The 16,530-nt window shown below is 35.0% G+C and carries 15 protein-coding genes and 2 tRNA genes; 4 read left to right on the top strand and 13 right to left on the bottom strand.

Annotated features, from left to right (window positions below; translation table 11 throughout):
• Window positions 1-75: 75 nt before the first annotated feature.
• From HHU12_RS24435 to HHU12_RS24390, 10 genes are all read right to left on the bottom strand, one after another.
• Window positions 76-717, bottom strand: a complete 642-nt coding sequence (locus HHU12_RS24435) for a lipoprotein signal peptidase (RefSeq protein ID WP_317170534.1) — start codon at window positions 715-717, stop codon at window positions 76-78.
• Window positions 718-754: 37 nt separating this feature from the next.
• Complete coding sequence (locus tag HHU12_RS24430; RefSeq protein ID WP_169659361.1) at window positions 755-2,239, bottom strand: TrkH family potassium uptake protein; 1,485 nt, start codon at window positions 2,237-2,239, stop codon at window positions 755-757.
• 14 nt (window positions 2,240-2,253) lie between these two features.
• Entirely contained in the window at window positions 2,254-3,597 is a 1,344-nt protein-coding gene (gene trkA, locus HHU12_RS24425) for a Trk system potassium transporter TrkA (protein ID WP_169659360.1), read from the bottom strand.
• Between the two features lie 137 nt (window positions 3,598-3,734).
• Window positions 3,735-5,279, bottom strand: coding sequence for a YifB family Mg chelatase-like AAA ATPase (locus HHU12_RS24420; RefSeq protein WP_169659359.1), 1,545 nt, complete (start codon window positions 5,277-5,279; stop codon window positions 3,735-3,737).
• A gap of 45 nt (window positions 5,280-5,324) precedes the next feature.
• A complete protein-coding gene (locus HHU12_RS24415) occupies window positions 5,325-6,428 on the bottom strand; it encodes a tetratricopeptide repeat protein (protein WP_169659358.1) in 1,104 nt (367 codons plus the stop codon).
• 134 nt (window positions 6,429-6,562) lie between these two features.
• Entirely contained in the window at window positions 6,563-7,258 is a 696-nt protein-coding gene (locus tag HHU12_RS24410) for a hypothetical protein (protein WP_169659357.1), read from the bottom strand.
• 88 nt (window positions 7,259-7,346) lie between these two features.
• A tRNA-Gln gene (locus tag HHU12_RS24405) sits at window positions 7,347-7,419 on the bottom strand.
• A 35-nt stretch (window positions 7,420-7,454) separates the two neighbouring features.
• A tRNA-Gln gene (locus HHU12_RS24400) sits at window positions 7,455-7,527 on the bottom strand.
• Between the two features lie 113 nt (window positions 7,528-7,640).
• Window positions 7,641-8,174 carry a hypothetical protein gene (locus HHU12_RS24395; protein WP_169659356.1) on the bottom strand — a complete coding sequence of 178 codons (534 nt, stop codon included), beginning with the start codon at window positions 8,172-8,174 and terminating at the stop codon, window positions 7,641-7,643.
• Window positions 8,175-8,374: 200 nt separating this feature from the next.
• A complete protein-coding gene (locus HHU12_RS24390; RefSeq protein WP_169659355.1) occupies window positions 8,375-9,379 on the bottom strand; it encodes a Kelch repeat-containing protein in 1,005 nt (334 codons plus the stop codon).
• 372 nt (window positions 9,380-9,751) lie between these two features.
• Between HHU12_RS24390 and HHU12_RS24385 the strand changes: the two genes are divergently transcribed.
• From HHU12_RS24385 to HHU12_RS24370, 4 genes are all read left to right on the top strand, one after another.
• Window positions 9,752-10,204 (top strand): type I restriction enzyme HsdR N-terminal domain-containing protein, encoded by a 453-nt coding sequence (locus HHU12_RS24385; RefSeq protein ID WP_169659354.1) that lies wholly within the window; start codon window positions 9,752-9,754, stop codon window positions 10,202-10,204.
• A 14-nt stretch (window positions 10,205-10,218) separates the two neighbouring features.
• A complete protein-coding gene (locus HHU12_RS24380) occupies window positions 10,219-11,211 on the top strand; it encodes a DUF4465 domain-containing protein (RefSeq protein WP_169659353.1) in 993 nt (330 codons plus the stop codon).
• Between the two features lie 27 nt (window positions 11,212-11,238).
• Window positions 11,239-11,895: an ABC transporter ATP-binding protein gene (locus HHU12_RS24375; RefSeq protein WP_169659352.1), complete on the top strand. Its 657-nt coding sequence runs from the start codon at window positions 11,239-11,241 to the stop codon at window positions 11,893-11,895.
• A 112-nt stretch (window positions 11,896-12,007) separates the two neighbouring features.
• Complete coding sequence (locus tag HHU12_RS24370; RefSeq protein WP_169659351.1) at window positions 12,008-12,154, top strand: hypothetical protein; 147 nt, start codon at window positions 12,008-12,010, stop codon at window positions 12,152-12,154.
• 158 nt (window positions 12,155-12,312) lie between these two features.
• Here HHU12_RS24370 and HHU12_RS24365 read toward each other — a convergent pair whose 3' ends face one another.
• From HHU12_RS24365 to HHU12_RS24355, 3 genes are read right to left on the bottom strand one after another with little or no spacing between them, the layout of a single operon-like run.
• The gene (locus tag HHU12_RS24365) at window positions 12,313-12,777 is read right to left on the bottom strand and encodes a hypothetical protein (RefSeq protein ID WP_169659350.1); all 465 of its coding nucleotides are present in this window, start codon (window positions 12,775-12,777) and stop codon (window positions 12,313-12,315) included.
• Complete coding sequence (locus HHU12_RS24360) at window positions 12,777-14,984, bottom strand: peptidase domain-containing ABC transporter (RefSeq protein ID WP_169659349.1); 2,208 nt, start codon at window positions 14,982-14,984, stop codon at window positions 12,777-12,779. The genes HHU12_RS24365 and HHU12_RS24360 overlap by 1 nt, the downstream gene beginning before the upstream one ends.
• On the bottom strand, window positions 14,968-16,173 hold the full coding sequence (locus HHU12_RS24355; protein WP_169659348.1) for a radical SAM/SPASM domain-containing protein: 1,206 nt from the start codon (window positions 16,171-16,173) through the stop codon (window positions 14,968-14,970). Before HHU12_RS24355 ends, HHU12_RS24360 begins: the two co-directional genes overlap by 17 nt.
• Window positions 16,174-16,530: the final 357 nt, after the last annotated feature.

The following is a 16,530-nucleotide window of genomic DNA, read 5'->3' as shown; positions in this document are numbered from 1 at the left end:
TGACACAAAAAAAAAGAGTAACAGTCTTCACCATTACTCTTTCAAAATATATCTTTAGGTTGTTATTTCACCTTTCTATGCTTGATCTTCGTATGCTTTTTCAAACTCTGTAAACTTATTCTGGAAAATCAGAATAAAAGTCACTCCTAAGAAAATTGCAGAATCGGCAATATTAAAAACAGGGCTGAAAAATAAAAAGTGATCTCCTCCTACCATTGGCAACCACACAGGGAAGTTACCTTCAATCATTGGGAAATACAGCATATCAATTACCTGACCGTGAAACCAAGGAGATGGAGAGTTTGGAATAGCGTTGCCTTCTATCAGCACACCATAAAAGATACTGTCAATAGCATTACCAATTGCTCCTCCTAATATCATGGCTATACAAATCAAGAAACCAGGATGTGTCGGCTTTTTATATAAACTATAAATAGCATATACAATACCGCCTGACGCTATGATTCTAAACAGGGTCAATAATAATTTACCATATTCATTGCCGAACTGCATACCGAATGCCATTCCTGGATTCAGCAGATAATGCAAACGGAACCAATCTCCAATAACGTTTATCTCACCCAGTGTTCCCATTTCCATAAAATTATGGACAAGGATTTTACTGATTTGATCTATAACTATGACTAAGATGGCCACACCATAAATAGCCGATAAACTAATTTTCTTTTTATTTTCTTTCACTACTTCTAACTCCACTATTTATTTATTTAAAAAATTGCTGTCTAGAATTATTTTAAAATCTACTCCAAAAGTATGGTGTGAAGATAATCATTACAGTAAACAATTCTAATCTTCCTAACAACATTAAGAAAGATAACACCCATTTTACTGCATCTGGAAGGTGAGCAAAGTTATCCACTGGCCCCACTGATCCAACACCTGGACCAATGTTACCTAAAGAGGTAGCTACTGCACCCAATGAAGTCATCAGGTCTACTCCTAACGCTGACAATACTAGAATACCTAAACCAAAAATCAGGAAGTACGCCATAATAAAAGCTAGGACATTAAATGTAATGCCTCCTTTCACGGCTTTACTGTTGAACCTTACAGGAATAATCGCTGTAGGGTGCAACTGTCTTTTTAACTCAAGGAATGTATTTTTAAAAAGGATAATATGACGAACGATCTTCACGCCTCCTGCGGTTGACCCTGCCATACCTCCACAAAACATCAATACAAAAATGATCATTGTAGCAAATGGTGCCCACGCTGTATAATCTGCAGAGACATAACCAGTAGTAGTCATAATGGATACCACTTGGAATATTGCATCTCTGAAAGATTTCTCGATTCCTAAATCCGTAGTAAATGCAACAACACTACCAATAGATACTGTTGATAAGAAAATAATTCCTATATAATATCTATACTCTTCATTGGTCCAAATTGCTTTGAACATTCTCTTGAACAGGAAGTAATTCAATGTGAAGTTCGTTCCTGCCAAAAGCATAAAGAAGATCAATATATACTGAATGTAGGGGCTCATTGATGCCGCACTGTCATTGTAGGTAGAGAAACCACCTGTGGCCATTGTAGTCAATGCATGATTGAGGGCATCATAAAAACTCATTCCTCCTGTCATCAACAATATTGTTTCAATGACTGTCAAACTTGCATACACCCACCAAAGTCTCTTGGCTGTTTCTTTGATTCTCGGTTGTAACTTATCAGGTGAAATACCCGGGGCTTCTGCTACAAAAAGCTGCATACCACCAATTCCTAAGAAAGGCAAAACGGCTACTGCAAGTACGATAATACCCATACCGCCGATCCACTGCGTCAAGCTTCGCCAGAAAAGAATACCTTTTCCTACGCCTTCAATATCTGTAAGGATTGATGCACCTGTAGTAGAAAAACCTGAAATGGTTTCAAAATATGCATCTGTCAAAGATGGAATTTCATGACTGAATAAATAAGGCAAACTACCAAAGAAAGCCATCAAGGCCCACCCAAGAGACACCACTATATATCCATCTTTTTTCTTTATTTCTCTTTTGTACCCTCTATGTTCACCATAAAGGACTGACAACCCTCCTGCAAGAATACTAATCACTCCTGACTGCATTAAGGCAAACCAGTCTTCTCCTCCAAAATAAAAAGAGAAAGGCAGGCACATAAACATAAATATTCCATTGATAACAATCAGAATACCCATGATTCTAGCAATCAACCCAATATTGAATTGACTTTTACGCTGTTGAAATTGTTCTCCCATAAAAAAATCAGCTCTTAACGGAAAAATGCTTCTACTTTAGAAATACATTCCGGACGAGTCAATACTACAGCCCTGTCGTAAGGTTCAAATTGGAAATCTCCTTTAGGAATATAAGCTTTCCCTTTTCGGATTGCACCGCCAATAATGGCAGATTTAGGGAAGCCCAATGCTCTCAATTCCTTTTTAGTTACTGGAGAGTTTTCGTTGACTACAAATTCTAATACTTCGGCGTCAACACCATGAACGTTTGTTAGTGAAATAATTTCTCCTCTACGGATATATCTAAATATGAAGCTTGCTGCTATTAGTTTCTTGTTAATCAATGTGTCCACACCCATATTTTGAGAAAGGTGGATATAATCCATATTCTCAACAAGGGCAATTGTTTTTTGAACACCGTGCTTCTTCGCTACTAATGATGTGATAATATTGGTTTCAGAATCACCTGTCACGGCAATAAAAGCATCAGCTGTGTCAATGCCTTCTTCCTCCAATAAATCTACATTTCTACCATCACCATGAATCACCAATGTATTAGGCAGTTCCTCGGCCATTTCAATTGCCTTGTCTCTATCTTTTTCAATTAAGACCACATTGTATTTGTGGCTTAATGAACGTGCGGCGTAAAAACCTACTTTTCCACCACCAAGGATAATCAAACGCTTAATCTTCTTGGATAATTTCTTACCCGTCAGCTGAAGTACGCTTTCTACACCTTCAGGTTTGGCGATATAATAAACGTGGTCACCTAATTCAAAACGTGTATCACCTCTTGGTATAATCGTTTCGTCATTACGGAGAATGGCTACTGTCAGGAATTTAAAATCCTTGTTCAAATAAGCCGTCTCCTCTAACGTTTTACCGCAAAGTGGTTTTTCTTCATCTATGGTAATACCAATCAGAGATAATAACCCCTTTTCAAATTCAAATGTGTCTGTGATTGCCGCCTCCTTCAGAAGGCGCTTGATCTCTTTTGTAGCCAGCAACTGAGGTGAAATCATTTCATCCACACCCATTCGCCTCATGTCCAGAACCTCACGGGAATGCAAGTACTCACTATTGGTGATTCTTGCAATCGTCCTTTTTGCTCCTAACCTTTTAGCCACCATTGCCGTAATCAAGTTGGTCTCTTCAGAAGAAGTGACCGCAATCAGCATATCAGATTTACTCACATTTGCATCATCAAGTGTTGCAAATGAAGTAGATGAACCTTTGATTGTGGCAACATCAATATGATTTGCCGCATGGTTTAAACTATCCTCATCCGTATCGATAAGGGTAATATCGTGATCTTCGTGTGCCAGTAGTTTCCCTAAGTGGAATCCTACATCTCCAGCACCTGCGATTATGATTTTCACAAGTTAAATCTCTTAATTGATAGTATTTATCTTCTATTAGTTGGAAGACATTGCAAATATAGTGTGATTTTTTGGATAGCGATAATTTTTAGAGCTTGTTTGGAATATCCTCTCAGATAGTCTAATAAGTGTATTTTCTATCCTTCAGCCCAGCTATCTCTATCTAAACTTCTATATTGAATAGCTTCCGCAATATGTTCTGCTTTTATATTTTCACTTCCCGCAAGATCAGCAATTGTCCTCCCTACTTTCAAAATCCTATCATATGCTCTTGCAGAAAGCCCCAGACGGTCCATAGCCGCTTTTAATAGGTTTTTCCCTAATGCATCTAATACACAAACCTTTTTGACCAGCTGTGAAGGCATCATGGCATTGCAATGTACAGCATTTGTGAATTCTTTGAACCTTTCTTCCTGAATTTTCCTTGCCGCAATCACTCTTTCTCTTATCGCCTCACTGCTTTCCGCAGGTTTCACTTCAGTCATTTCCTCAAAAGAGACAGGCGTAACTTCCACATGCAGATCTATTCTGTCTAAAAGAGGACCACTCACTTTATTCAAATAGCGCTGTACTGCACCCGGAGGGCACGAACATTCTTTTTCAGGATGATTATGATACCCGCATGGACATGGATTCATACTTGCGATCAGCATAAAGTTGGCGGGAAAATCCACTGACATTCTTGCTCTGGAAATCGTTACTTTTCTTTCCTCCAAAGGCTGACGCATCACTTCCAGCACCGTTCTTTTGTATTCAGGCAGTTCGTCCAGAAACAAAACACCATTATGCGATAAAGAAATTTCTCCTGGCTGTGGAATTCCTCCTCCACCTACCAAAGCGGCATCACTGATAGTATGATGAGGAGCTCTAAAAGGTCTTGTAGAAATCAATTGTCCATCAGAACCCAGTTTTCCTGCTACAGAATGGATTTTAGTCGTCTCCAATGCTTCCTGCAACCCCAACGAAGGTAAAATTGTTGGAAGTCTTTTCGCCAGCATAGTTTTTCCTGCACCCGGAGGGCCCACCATAATGACATTATGACCTCCAGCGGCAGCTATTTCCATGGCTCTTTTCATATTCTCCTGACCTTGCACCTGTGAGAAATCCACCTCATAATGGTCAAGTGTATCATTAAAAAGCTCTCTGGTATCTATTTTTAAAGGCGATATTACTTTGTCTCCCTGAATAAATTCTATGGCTTCCAGCAAAGTAGAAACACCGATCACATCAAGGTTATTCACTATCGCCGCTTCTTTAGCATTTTCTTTTGGAAGGATAAATCCCTTGAATCCCTTTTTTCTGGCTTCGATCGCAATTGGCAAGGCACCTTTTATTGGCCTTAAATGACCGTCAAGAGAAAGCTCACCTAAAATGACATATTTATCAAAGTCTCTTGCCCCAATCTGCCCTGAAGACTGAAGAATAGAAAGGGCAATCGGCAAATCAAATGCTGCTCCTTCCTTTTTTGCTTCTGCTGGAGCAAGATTGATCACCACTTTCTGCCTTGGTATAGCATATCCAAAGTGTTTCAACGCAGATTCTACTCGGTGCTCACTTTCCTTAATGGCACTATCAGGCAAACCTACTACATAAAGTTTCGTGCCTGTAAGCACATTCACTTCAATTTCTATCAATGTGGCATCTACTCCATACACAGAGCTTCCAAAAGTTTTTGAAATCATAGTTTACTTGTAATTTATTGAATCGTCAGACGATATAGTTAGAATTTATGATTGCGACTCGCCTTCAGTTCCAGAATTACTCAAATCCTCTTCTGCTGGCGGTGCGTATAGTTTTCTTAAAGTAGCTTTTAGATTAATCAATGCTAATCGGGCATCCTTATAATTGGGATCTATTTCTAATGCTTTTTCATAATTTTTTCTCGCTTCAGCATAATTTCTCAATACATACTGATTGGTAAGACCTAATTCATACCAAAGTTCTTTTGTATCAGGGTTATACTTTAAGCCTTCCAGAAAAATTTTATTCGCTTCTAAAGGTTGTCTTCTTCTTCGGTACAATTTACCTAGCTGTCTTGAAGATTTCCAATGAGATGGAATTTCTTTCAATACTTCTTCAAAAACGACAAAAGCACTGTCATATTGGTCTGTTTCACTCAATATAATTCCATAAGAATATTTCATATCAGGAGAAGCCAGAGACATTTCTTTTGCCTCTTGATAAGTAGCAATGGCTTTTTCCAGATCATTCAGAATTATATTCTCTTCTATAATACCCGCATAAGATATCGAATCTAAAGGATCTAAATCAATGGCTTTTTGGTAATTCAAAATCGCTGTTTGCGGGTTGTCCATTCGAGCATAGGTATTACCCAATGCTCTATATGTTTTGCTGTTTTGTGGAATTTCTTCTAGAGAACTTTTTAAAAAATAAATGGCACTGTCATACATACTTAAATCTGTGTAAGACGAACCAATAAAAGTTTTCAACTGCGGATGTCTATAACCCAATGCAATTGCTTTTTTACCATTAGAAACTGCATCTTGTGTATTGCCTAGAAAATAATGAGATGTAGCTATCCCAAAATAATAATCACCATGGGTAGAATCCAGTTGTATAGCTTGTTCGAAATCTTCCAACGCTCCAACATAATCTTTCTTTCTTACCTTCACTCCGCCTCTTTTGCCATAAAGTGAAGCATCATCAGTTTTCTGAGCAATGATATCATCCAGGAAAGAAATCTGTGTCTCATAAAATTCATCTTCATGGGCAGACGCATCCACTAGCCCCTCTAGGGTATTTTGTTTTTTCTGACAGCCCAAAAGGGAAATTAAAAGTACAAATGGCGTTAAATATCTTCTGAACAACATTTTTATGGAATGCAATTGATGAATTCTAAAAACTCAGAGAGCAACGTCTCTAAATTATGAAAATGCAAAATGCACAAAAAAGCTCACTTTTGGGGAGAAAGTGAGCTTTAATGTATAGTATTTTGATAAAAGAGTTACGATAACTTATTCTCTCTTTTTCTAAGAGCGCTTAATTCTTTTTGTAATTCTTCACCTTTATTTCTTTCAGTAACTAGTTCTCTACGCACCTGCATCTCTCTTTCCTGTGCTCTAGTTCTGAATTCGTCAAAATCTTTCTGTAGAGAGTCATGATCTTTTTTGATCACATTCACTGCCTGATTGTTGGTCTGGAAACGGATCATTAATACAATCACCACAATGATCAACACTGCCACAATTGCAAATGAAGTATACATTACTGAATACTTCGGCATATCCACACCTACAAGGTTGATGTAATCACCTAATTCAATCAATCTGTCTTTTTCTCCAAGACGTGATTGCATCTCTTTTACTTCCTGCTGTGCTAAAGCCGTTTCTTTACGGGCCTCAATTGCATCAGAATAGGCAGTCTGTAATGAATCCTCCACTAATACCCAATAGTCATTCAGCCAAGCTTGTTTGACCATTCTGTATTCCTTCCAGCGTCCACCACGAGTTGACATATACTTGTAACCTTCCTTTAGGGTATCATCTGCAGGACCTGCTGGTTTAACTTTTTTCGGTGTGTTGGTAGATGTATTTGTTGTACTAGTAGAAGTACCTGAACCTGCAGTCTCTTGTGCATAAGCGGTAGTTAATGTCACCATCAGCACAAAAGTTGTAACTAATTTAATTATTGTTTTTAACATGCTAGTAATTTTTTAAGCTATCTTTTTACAAATATAGAAATAGCGAGCAAAAAAAAAGCCTTACAGTGAAAAACTATAAGGCTTTTTGTTGTCCGACCAGGTCTCGAACCTGGACTCTTCTGAACCAAAATCAGACGTGTTGCCAATTACACCATCGGACAGTTTTCAAAGAAAGGCTTCAAATATTTTTTGGTAGTTGTCCGACCAGGTCTCGAACCTGGACTCTTCTGAACCAAAATCAGACGTGTTGCCAATTACACCATCGGACAATCTTCTGAAGCCGTTTCTCTGAAATGCGATGCAAATGTAGAGGGATAAATCTTACTATCCAAATTATTCTGAAAAATATTCCACAAATAAATGTAAATATTTAAAGATTCATTCAGGATGATCTGCTATTACCCACTACTATTTCTGTATTCACTTGTTGAATAAAATATTGTATATCAGCATTTTCAACCTCTATAAAAAACTGATTTTCCGTTCCATTTTTAAATTTCACCTCTAATTGAAAATTTCCCACAAATCCGAAATAAAATAATAAAGAAGCACCAATAAAGAGGGAAAGTCCTGTGAAAAGTGAGACACTGCCAATGTTAGCTGCCACCAAAGAAAGAGGCCCTACAATCCCTCCAACTAAAAGTGGAAGTATTAACTTTTTTTTCTTCAAAGCGACAGACTGTATCATTTTTCTCTCAAATTTCCGATGAGTGGTGGGCAGTGACACCTCAAAAAACACAGTAGAGAGTTTTAAGAAAAAATAGGAATCCAACTCATATTTTAAGTCTTCATTCTCCTCCATCTTAATCCAATTGTAGAGGTAACTATAAGAATAATAATAGTCGCCTGCATCTTGGGTAAGATCACTTACGGTATAATCCTTCTGTACTGAAAAATATGGTTCTTCTTGAGACAATGCTTTTTGTTGGACTCGGTTATGAAAAAAGATTTACGATCTACTCTACACCTAATATACAATACAAACCCGGTGCTTGTTCAAGTAGCCTACTTTTATTCTTATAAATTATTATTCCAAAAGTACCTAGGAGCATGTTTGAAACATCTCTTTTAGTAAAAAATATATTCCAAACATGTTCTAAAATAAAATCTTCCTTGCTACTTACTCAGTTTCTCCATGGTATTCACTCTTCCTCCGCCTCTCACTGGGCTTCCTCCGAAAACATAAATAGCACCTTTATATAAAATAGCATTTGTGCCATGTCTTCCTTCCATCATATCCGGCATCAATGACCATTTATGTGTGGTCAGTTCAAAAACCTGCGTCTTATTAGAAGCATTGGGCATTATATTTTCACCACCCATGTATACCAAGTAATTATCTAGTTTCACAATACCTCCTGCAGCACTTGGGTAAGGAAGCTTTTCTTCTAAAGTGATCCATTCTTGTGTTTTGAAATCATATACATCAACAAAAGGATTGGTATACTTAAAAAAGGCTGTGAAATTATTTTTATGATGCACACTACTGTTTCTTCCTCCTATTAAATAAAGCTTATCATTGGCCACCACTGCATTAAAATGATCTCTTAGATGTGGAGCAGAGGTCAATTGTTCCCATTTATTGGTTTTTAAATCATAAACATCAAAACGATTGGAACAACCTGAAGTGTGCCCATTAGTGATGCCACATGCTAGGTAAATTTTATCTTGATATAAAACGGCTCCACCACCACCTCTTCTTACTTCTTTTGGAATAATGCCCTGTTTTTTCCATTCATTTTTATCAGGTTGATACGTCCAAATATGCTCTAAAGGTGTCTCTGTAGGGTAATTGCCTTTCATTGCTCCCACAAAATAAATAAGATCCTGATAAGAAACCGCTTGAAAATGATGCATGAAAAAAGGAGCTTCCCCCAATTTTGTCCAAGTTTTAGATAAGGGATCAAATACTTCTACTGCTTTCGATTCTCTACCACCTATCAAATAGAATTTGTCTTTGTGAAGTACAAAAGAAGTTTCATGTCTTCCTGAAGGTGCCTGATTTTGAACGACAGAAGACCATTGGTAATTCTTTAATAATTGATTTTGAAGTGTGTTTTCTTGAGCAAAAAGACCCAAAGAAACGAACAATAGATTGATAGTAATTAGAAGCTGTTTCATGTTCAATAATTTGATGAAGTTGAAAGTAAATCTTTCACTATCTCAATATTATAAAAAAATGTCTCACTAAAAAAAGGTATCGCATCTATACATAGTATAGTCTTCAACTGCCTCGTATTACCGAAATTGGATGTTGAATTAATTTGCCACTAATAGTGGTATTTCAATCAAATCCATAACCAACAAAAACAACTCGAAATCAATGAATTAAATCCATATCATCAAATCACGAAAAATGTATTCTTTAAGGTAAGAGATTGAGAACAATAGAAGACAGCGCTAACAAATTCGAAATTTGAATCAAATTGCTAGCAGAGAAACAATAATAAATTAATGAAGTATTGTAAATTTACTTCAAATTAGATTCAATGCATGCAAGAACTAAATTTACCTAAGTCAAAGGTCCGCTTAGAAGAAAAAAACGGAAAGCAGTATATTTTTGATCCAATACGGAAGAAAATGCTTCAACTTACTCCTGAAGAGTGGGTGAGACAGCAATTTTTACAGATGTTGCTTTCTATGGGCGTTTCAAAAGGTCTAGTGGGAATTGAAAGCGGGCTCAAAGTAAATAAAAAGGCAAAGCGTTCGGATCTACTTTTATATGATAGAAATGGCCAACCTTATCTGCTGATAGAATGTAAAGCCCCCTCTGTCAAACTTACGGATGAAACTTTTAAGCAAGTAGCGGCTTATAATGCTACTTTAAAAGCTCCGTTTATTGGCATTACCAACGGTTTACAGCATTACTTTTGTGAGATCAATTTTGAAACTTCATCCTATCAGTTTTTGAAAGAATTACCATTACCACCTTACATTAAAAAATAAGCTATTCATAAAATATGAAATTCCTTAAATATATTTTTGTCTTATCTTTCTTGATTGCCATAGGATGTGGAGTAGATGAGATTACCGGTCCAAGACTAGAACTGACCATCGTTTCTCCAAAAGTTAACCCTGTAACGGCTCAAGCTTTAATTACTACTCAAGAAACAATTATCTACGAAGCAAGAGTAAGAGGTGGAGATACTACTACTTATGAATGGAGAGTGGATGGTGAGGTAATAGCCAACGGTTTGAAATCTGACTCGGTCAGATATACTGAAGAAGGTAGACACGTGGCAAGGTTCTCAGCATCAAATGAGAACTATGATTCTTATGCTGAAATCATCATCAATGTGATTAACAAGATTGCCACATTCGAGGATTTGGCGTTGGAATTAAACTCTTTCTGGATTGGAAAAGGAAATACTGATCCTACTACTTTCAACTCAGGCGGTATTGATTTCCCTAATGTTCCACCATCTGATACTACCGAGTACGCCAACTTTGGTTATTCTAATATTATTGATTCTACAAATACCAACTTCGTAGAATATGGAGCTTATATTTTACCTCAAAGTCAAAATCAGTTTGGTATAGCTAGAATGGATACACTTCAAGAAGACATAAAAATCTCTTTCGATACGCTTTATACTCCATTAAGCATTTCAATAGCGAATAGCCCAAAAGTTGTTCGTTATGCAAGGGGAGACATCGCTCCTGATTCTGCATTTACAAGAGGTGATTATTACGATTTAGTGATCAAAGGTATTAATGAAGACCGCTCTTTCACTACCGATTCAGTAACTCTTCGCTTAATTGATAGAGGTACTATCTCTTTAATAGTAATCAACGAATGGACTGCGGTTGACTTATCTCCTTTAGGAAAAGTAAGAGGATTGCAATTCAAAATCAATACAACCGCGAAACACCAGGGTACTAATATAGAATACATCGATAAGCGTTTCTGTATTGATGATCTCGTTCTGATTGAAAACTCAGAAAACTTCTAATGACCTTATATCCAAAACTATAATAACATGCTGAAAGTAATTGATTTAAAAAAGTCTTTTAAAGGTTCTAAAGGTGAACTTGAAGTGATCAAAGGAGTTTCTTTTGAAATCAAAGAAGGAGAAATTGTCGCTATTGTAGGCACTTCAGGTTCTGGTAAAACGACTTTACTTGGCCTTACGGCAGGTTTGGATGCACCTACTTCTGGACAAGTGATTTTAGACAACATCGACCTGACAACTCTTTCTGAAGATCAAAAGGCTGATATCAGAAACCAGAAGATCGGCTTTATCTTTCAAAACTTTCAGCTTTTACCTTCGCTTACTGCACTGGAAAATGTTTTGACACCGCTGGAGTTAAGAGGAGAGAAGAATGTAAAAAATAGAGCGAAGGAAATTTTAAGTGAAGTAGGGTTGGAGGGAAGAGAGACACACTATCCACATCAACTTTCAGGCGGTGAACAACAAAGAGTGGCTTTGGCTAGGGCTTTTGTCAGCAAGCCAAAAGTATTATTTGCTGATGAACCAACGGGTAACCTTGATGAGGAAACAAGCAGTCATGTAGAAAATCTTCTTTTTGAATTGAATAAAGAAAAGGGCACAACGCTTATCATTGTCACTCACGATCAGGAGTTGGCTAAAAAAGCCGATAGAGTAATTAGAATTAAAGATGGTTTGGTGGTTTAGTTTTACAATCATCCATCCCCGTTATTCCTGAATTATTACTTCTAAACTTCTATAACTTCAACTTTTCTAATTGCTATTTTTTTGCTGTATGTAACTTTACTTTTTTAACTAAATGATTACTGAAAATCATTTTGATTTTGCTGTTGAAAAAGAAATGAATTTGAAAGCCAATATTGTAAAAAGCAGTACTAAAAATGCGAATAGTACGATCAGTATTACGCTTTCCGCTTCAAGTTACACGAAAAAAGAAAGGTATTAAAGCATTGGAAGCAAGTGAGTTTTTTAGTTGGAGTACAACAATGACTTTCAATTAAATCATATAGTGTGTCTTCCTTCATGGAAGCTTTTAGGGGAAAGGGTTGTTTTCAGCTCTTTCCTTTTTCTACATTCAACTTCTACTAAAGTATTACAAATGGGTTACTTAACAAGATTTGATAATGACCTAGGTATTTCCACATTAGCTATATCTAAAATAGAGTCAACATTTATTCCTACACTATCAACAGATTCTAAGGTTACATAATAATAGACTATCTCATTATTGATATTCAATATACTATCAATATTAAGAATCTTAGTAAGGTGCTTTCCTCCGTTAATATGAGACATTTCTACATAGGTACTCGTTTTTTCTGAAATAGTTTCGGGTAGACCTAGTGGCATTTTCAATTTTGCTTTATATACGAAGTCTGTTTTTTTATGTAACTCAATTTTCGCTTCAAAACTAGAATCCCATTTTCTTGTGATAAAGAACAAGCTACAAAACAATACAAGTATCAAAATTACTAATATCCCTAACCTCATCATCCAAGGTAGTTCTTGATCTAATAATTCTTGAACTTTCTTACTTCTTAAAAGATGGTTTTTATCAAATGTGTTCATTAATCTCCTAACTCTAATTGGTTTTTTACAAGATGATAATATGCTCCTCTGACCATTGTTAACGATTCATGATTACCTATTTCTTTTACCTTACCTTTTTCTAAAACAACAATCTGATCAGCATATTTTACAGTACTAAGTCGGTGTGCAATTACAATAACAGTTTTTCCTTGATAAAAACTTTCGAGATTTTCAGTAATTTGTTTTTCATTATTCGCATCTAGAGAATTTGTAGCTTCGTCTAAAAATAAAAAATTAGGATTTTTATAAATGGCCCTTGCAATTAATATTCTTTGCTTTTGCCCTCGGCTAAGCTCTTGTCCTTCTTCTCCAATAACAGTGTCATATTTCAGAGGCAAACTATCAACAAAAATATCTATACAAGCCATCTTTGAAGAATATAATAACCTTTCAGCATCAAACTCTGAACCTACAATAATGTTATTCGCTATTGAATCAGAAAAAATAAAACCTTCTTGCATTACTGCTCCACATTGATTTCTCCATATATCAGTTTTAAAATTTGATAAGTTTGTATTTCCAACTTTTATTTCTCCTGAACTCACTTCGTAATACTGAAGCAATAATTTAATTAATGTCGTTTTACCACTTCCACTAGCTCCTACAATTGCTGTTACCTTCCCTTTAGGAATAAATAAAGAAATATCCTCCAGTGCAAATGATGAGTACTTGTTATATTTAAAAGAGAGATTATTAAGGATCAAGTTATCATTGTCTATTTTAATACTTGTATCTTCTTGATCATTACTTCTATTCTCGTTTTTCTTTAAATGAATATCATTAATTCTTTCTAAACTGATTTGTGTATTCTGGAAATCGTATATAAAACTTATTACCTGATCAATCGGTGCTTTAAGCTGTCCAATAATATATTGAATGGCCAACATCATACCCAAAGTTATTTCTCCATTAACCACTGAAGTTGCAGCGATAATAGTTATTAATATATTTTTAGATTCATCGATAAGAACATTACCCGAGGTTTGGATCTGTTCTAACTTTAAAAAGCTAATATTAGTTTTAAAAAGGTCTGTCTGTAAATCTTCCCATTCCCATCGTTTTTGTTTCTCGTAGTTTTGAAGTTTTATTTCCTGGATACCAGATATCAATTGGTAAGTTTTACTTTGACTAAGTGCTTTTTGTTCAAACATTTTATAGTCAAGTTCTCTTCTCTTTCTCAAAAAGAAAAAAATCCATAGGGTATATAAAAAACTACCTGCTAAAAAAATTGAGAATATTTTAAGGCTATAAACAGCTAATACAGAACCAAATGCAATAAATGTAAAAAATGAATAAACTATATTTTGAATGTGGAAAGATAAAAATTGTTCAACTCTATCATGATCACTTATTCGCTGTAAAATATCACCTATTAATTTTGTATCAAAAAAGCTCATAGGTAGCTTCATTAACTTAATAAAGAAATCCGAAACCAATGATATATTAATTCTTGTACTGATATGCAGTAGAATCCATTTCTGAATAAAATCTCCAAACATCCGACTTATTATTAGCCCCATTTGAGCTATCAATATCAGATATATAAAATCGATATCATGATTTTTTATTCCAACATCAACAATTGATTGAGTTAGTAAAGGAAGAAGAATCTGGATAAAACTTGTAAGAAGGATACCAAAAAATAGCTGTAGAAAGTATTTCTTATACTTTTTTAGATACAGTAAAATATACTTCAAACTCATTGAAAAAGATCCTTCTTCTTCTATGGATTCAAAATTTTCAGAAGGGGTAGCCAATAGAACAGTTCCAGAATGAAGTGTGTCATTTGCTTTTTCACCCCAATATTTTAAAAAATCATTTTTCTTAAAGCTTTTATAACCCGCTCCAGGGTCTGCAATGTAGAACTTAGATGTATTTGAAAATGTATCTTTCTTAATCTTATATAGAACGACAAAATGGTTTTGTTCCCAATGCAAAATACATGGTAAAGGAACATCCTCTTCTAGTTGATCAATACTAACATTACAACCTATTGTAGAAAAACCTAAAGATTTTAAAGCATCATCAATACCTAGTAAAGAGACTCCATCTGTAGCAATCGAACACAATTCCCTCAAAGAGTCTAGTGAATAATTTTTCCCATAATATTTTGTAAGCATCCTAACGCAAGCTGGCCCACAATCCATTTGGTCATATTGCCTATATAATTTAAATTTTCTCAACATTTTCAGATAAAAACATACTTAAAATAATATCATCTTTTTTAGCCTCGTCAAAATCATTTACACAATAATCTTTGTCCACGTGTTCTATCATATTTTGACTACAGCCTCTTCCACAAATAGGTAATATTCTACATTCAAGGCATGCTTTATTTTTAAGCTTATGTTCCATTCTAAATGTTCGCTTTTCATTCCACTCAACAACTCCCTCATCATTTAGTATACCTTCTTTATTCTCATCTGTGAAATCTCTGGCATTGCATTTATAGACATTCCCATCATAATTTATTGTTGCCTGATTAAATTTATCAGCATAACATGAATTTTCAACACGATCAGATAATAAAGCATCTGGCAATGAAAATCCTTTATTTGTAGCTAAGGATAAAAATGTAGAAACTTTTTCACCTAAATTATTATTACTCTCCTGCCATACTTTATTCAAAGAGAAGGTAATCAATGACCTGTACTCTAATTCTAAATCTTCAAGGTCTTCAAAAACTAAATCTAATTCTTTAAGGTTTTTCTCAGTGTAATTGATTCTCAATACAACTGACATTTTATTACGGACTATCTTCTTAATATTCTCAACGATTTTATCATATGATCCTTTGGTCTTTGAAACAAAACGAACTTTATCGTGTTCATCCCTATTTCCATCCAAAGTGATTTGAAAACCATTAACCTTATACTTTAAGAAATCCTGAATCATATCATCACTAATGAGGTAACCATTCGTTGTGAAATTTAATAATAATATAATACCTCTTTGCTGAGCTTTTTTAAAAGCATAATCCATAATTGGCAATACACTTTTCTTGTAATCAAGTAATGGTTCTCCTCCAAAAAACTGAATAGTATATTTTGTTATTTTCTTATTTTTTTCGAGGGTGTTTTCTATAAACTTTTTTATTTTTTGTAATGAAGCATCTGAAATATGGGAGTTTTTTTTGTGAGTTTCATAGCAATACCAACAACCAAAATTACAGTTCATAGTAGAATTGATTATCAAATAATATTCTTCTTCATTATAGTTAACATCATCAATTCTTTGTCTAACTTTTTCTATCTCGTTATCAGATTGTTTTACAAAGAACCCTTGTTCCACTAATTGTTGATATAAATCAGGATGAATTTCTCTCAAGCCTTCCAAATTATCCTCATTCTTAGCCGCTTCAATCAACTCTTTCAAAAGAGGATTAAGATACATGAATTTGTTGGTGAAGGCATTATGCAATATATAGTTATTCTTATAAGAAAGTATAGAGTTAAATTGGCTGTATAGCATAGTAAATAAATTGATAGTTCATCAATGGAGAAGATAAACTTCCCCATTGAAATAGTTAGAGATTAGGCCATTAAAAAGTTTAAATGGCTTTAATTAACATGTACATGAACATGAACATGTTCCTGAAACTGATACAGAAACAGAGTTTGTTGCTGGTAATTCTTTAGCCTTTATAGGAGATAAAGCTACGAATGGAATAGCTACATTTACCCGGAGAGTAAGTTAAGCCCCTTTAATCAAAAAAAAGTATTTTTGCATTAT

This window comes from Flammeovirga aprica JL-4 (genome assembly GCF_012844305.1).
GTDB lineage: Bacteria > Bacteroidota > Bacteroidia > Cytophagales > Flammeovirgaceae > Flammeovirga > Flammeovirga aprica.
This window is presented reverse-complemented; position numbering and strand designations above follow the sequence as displayed.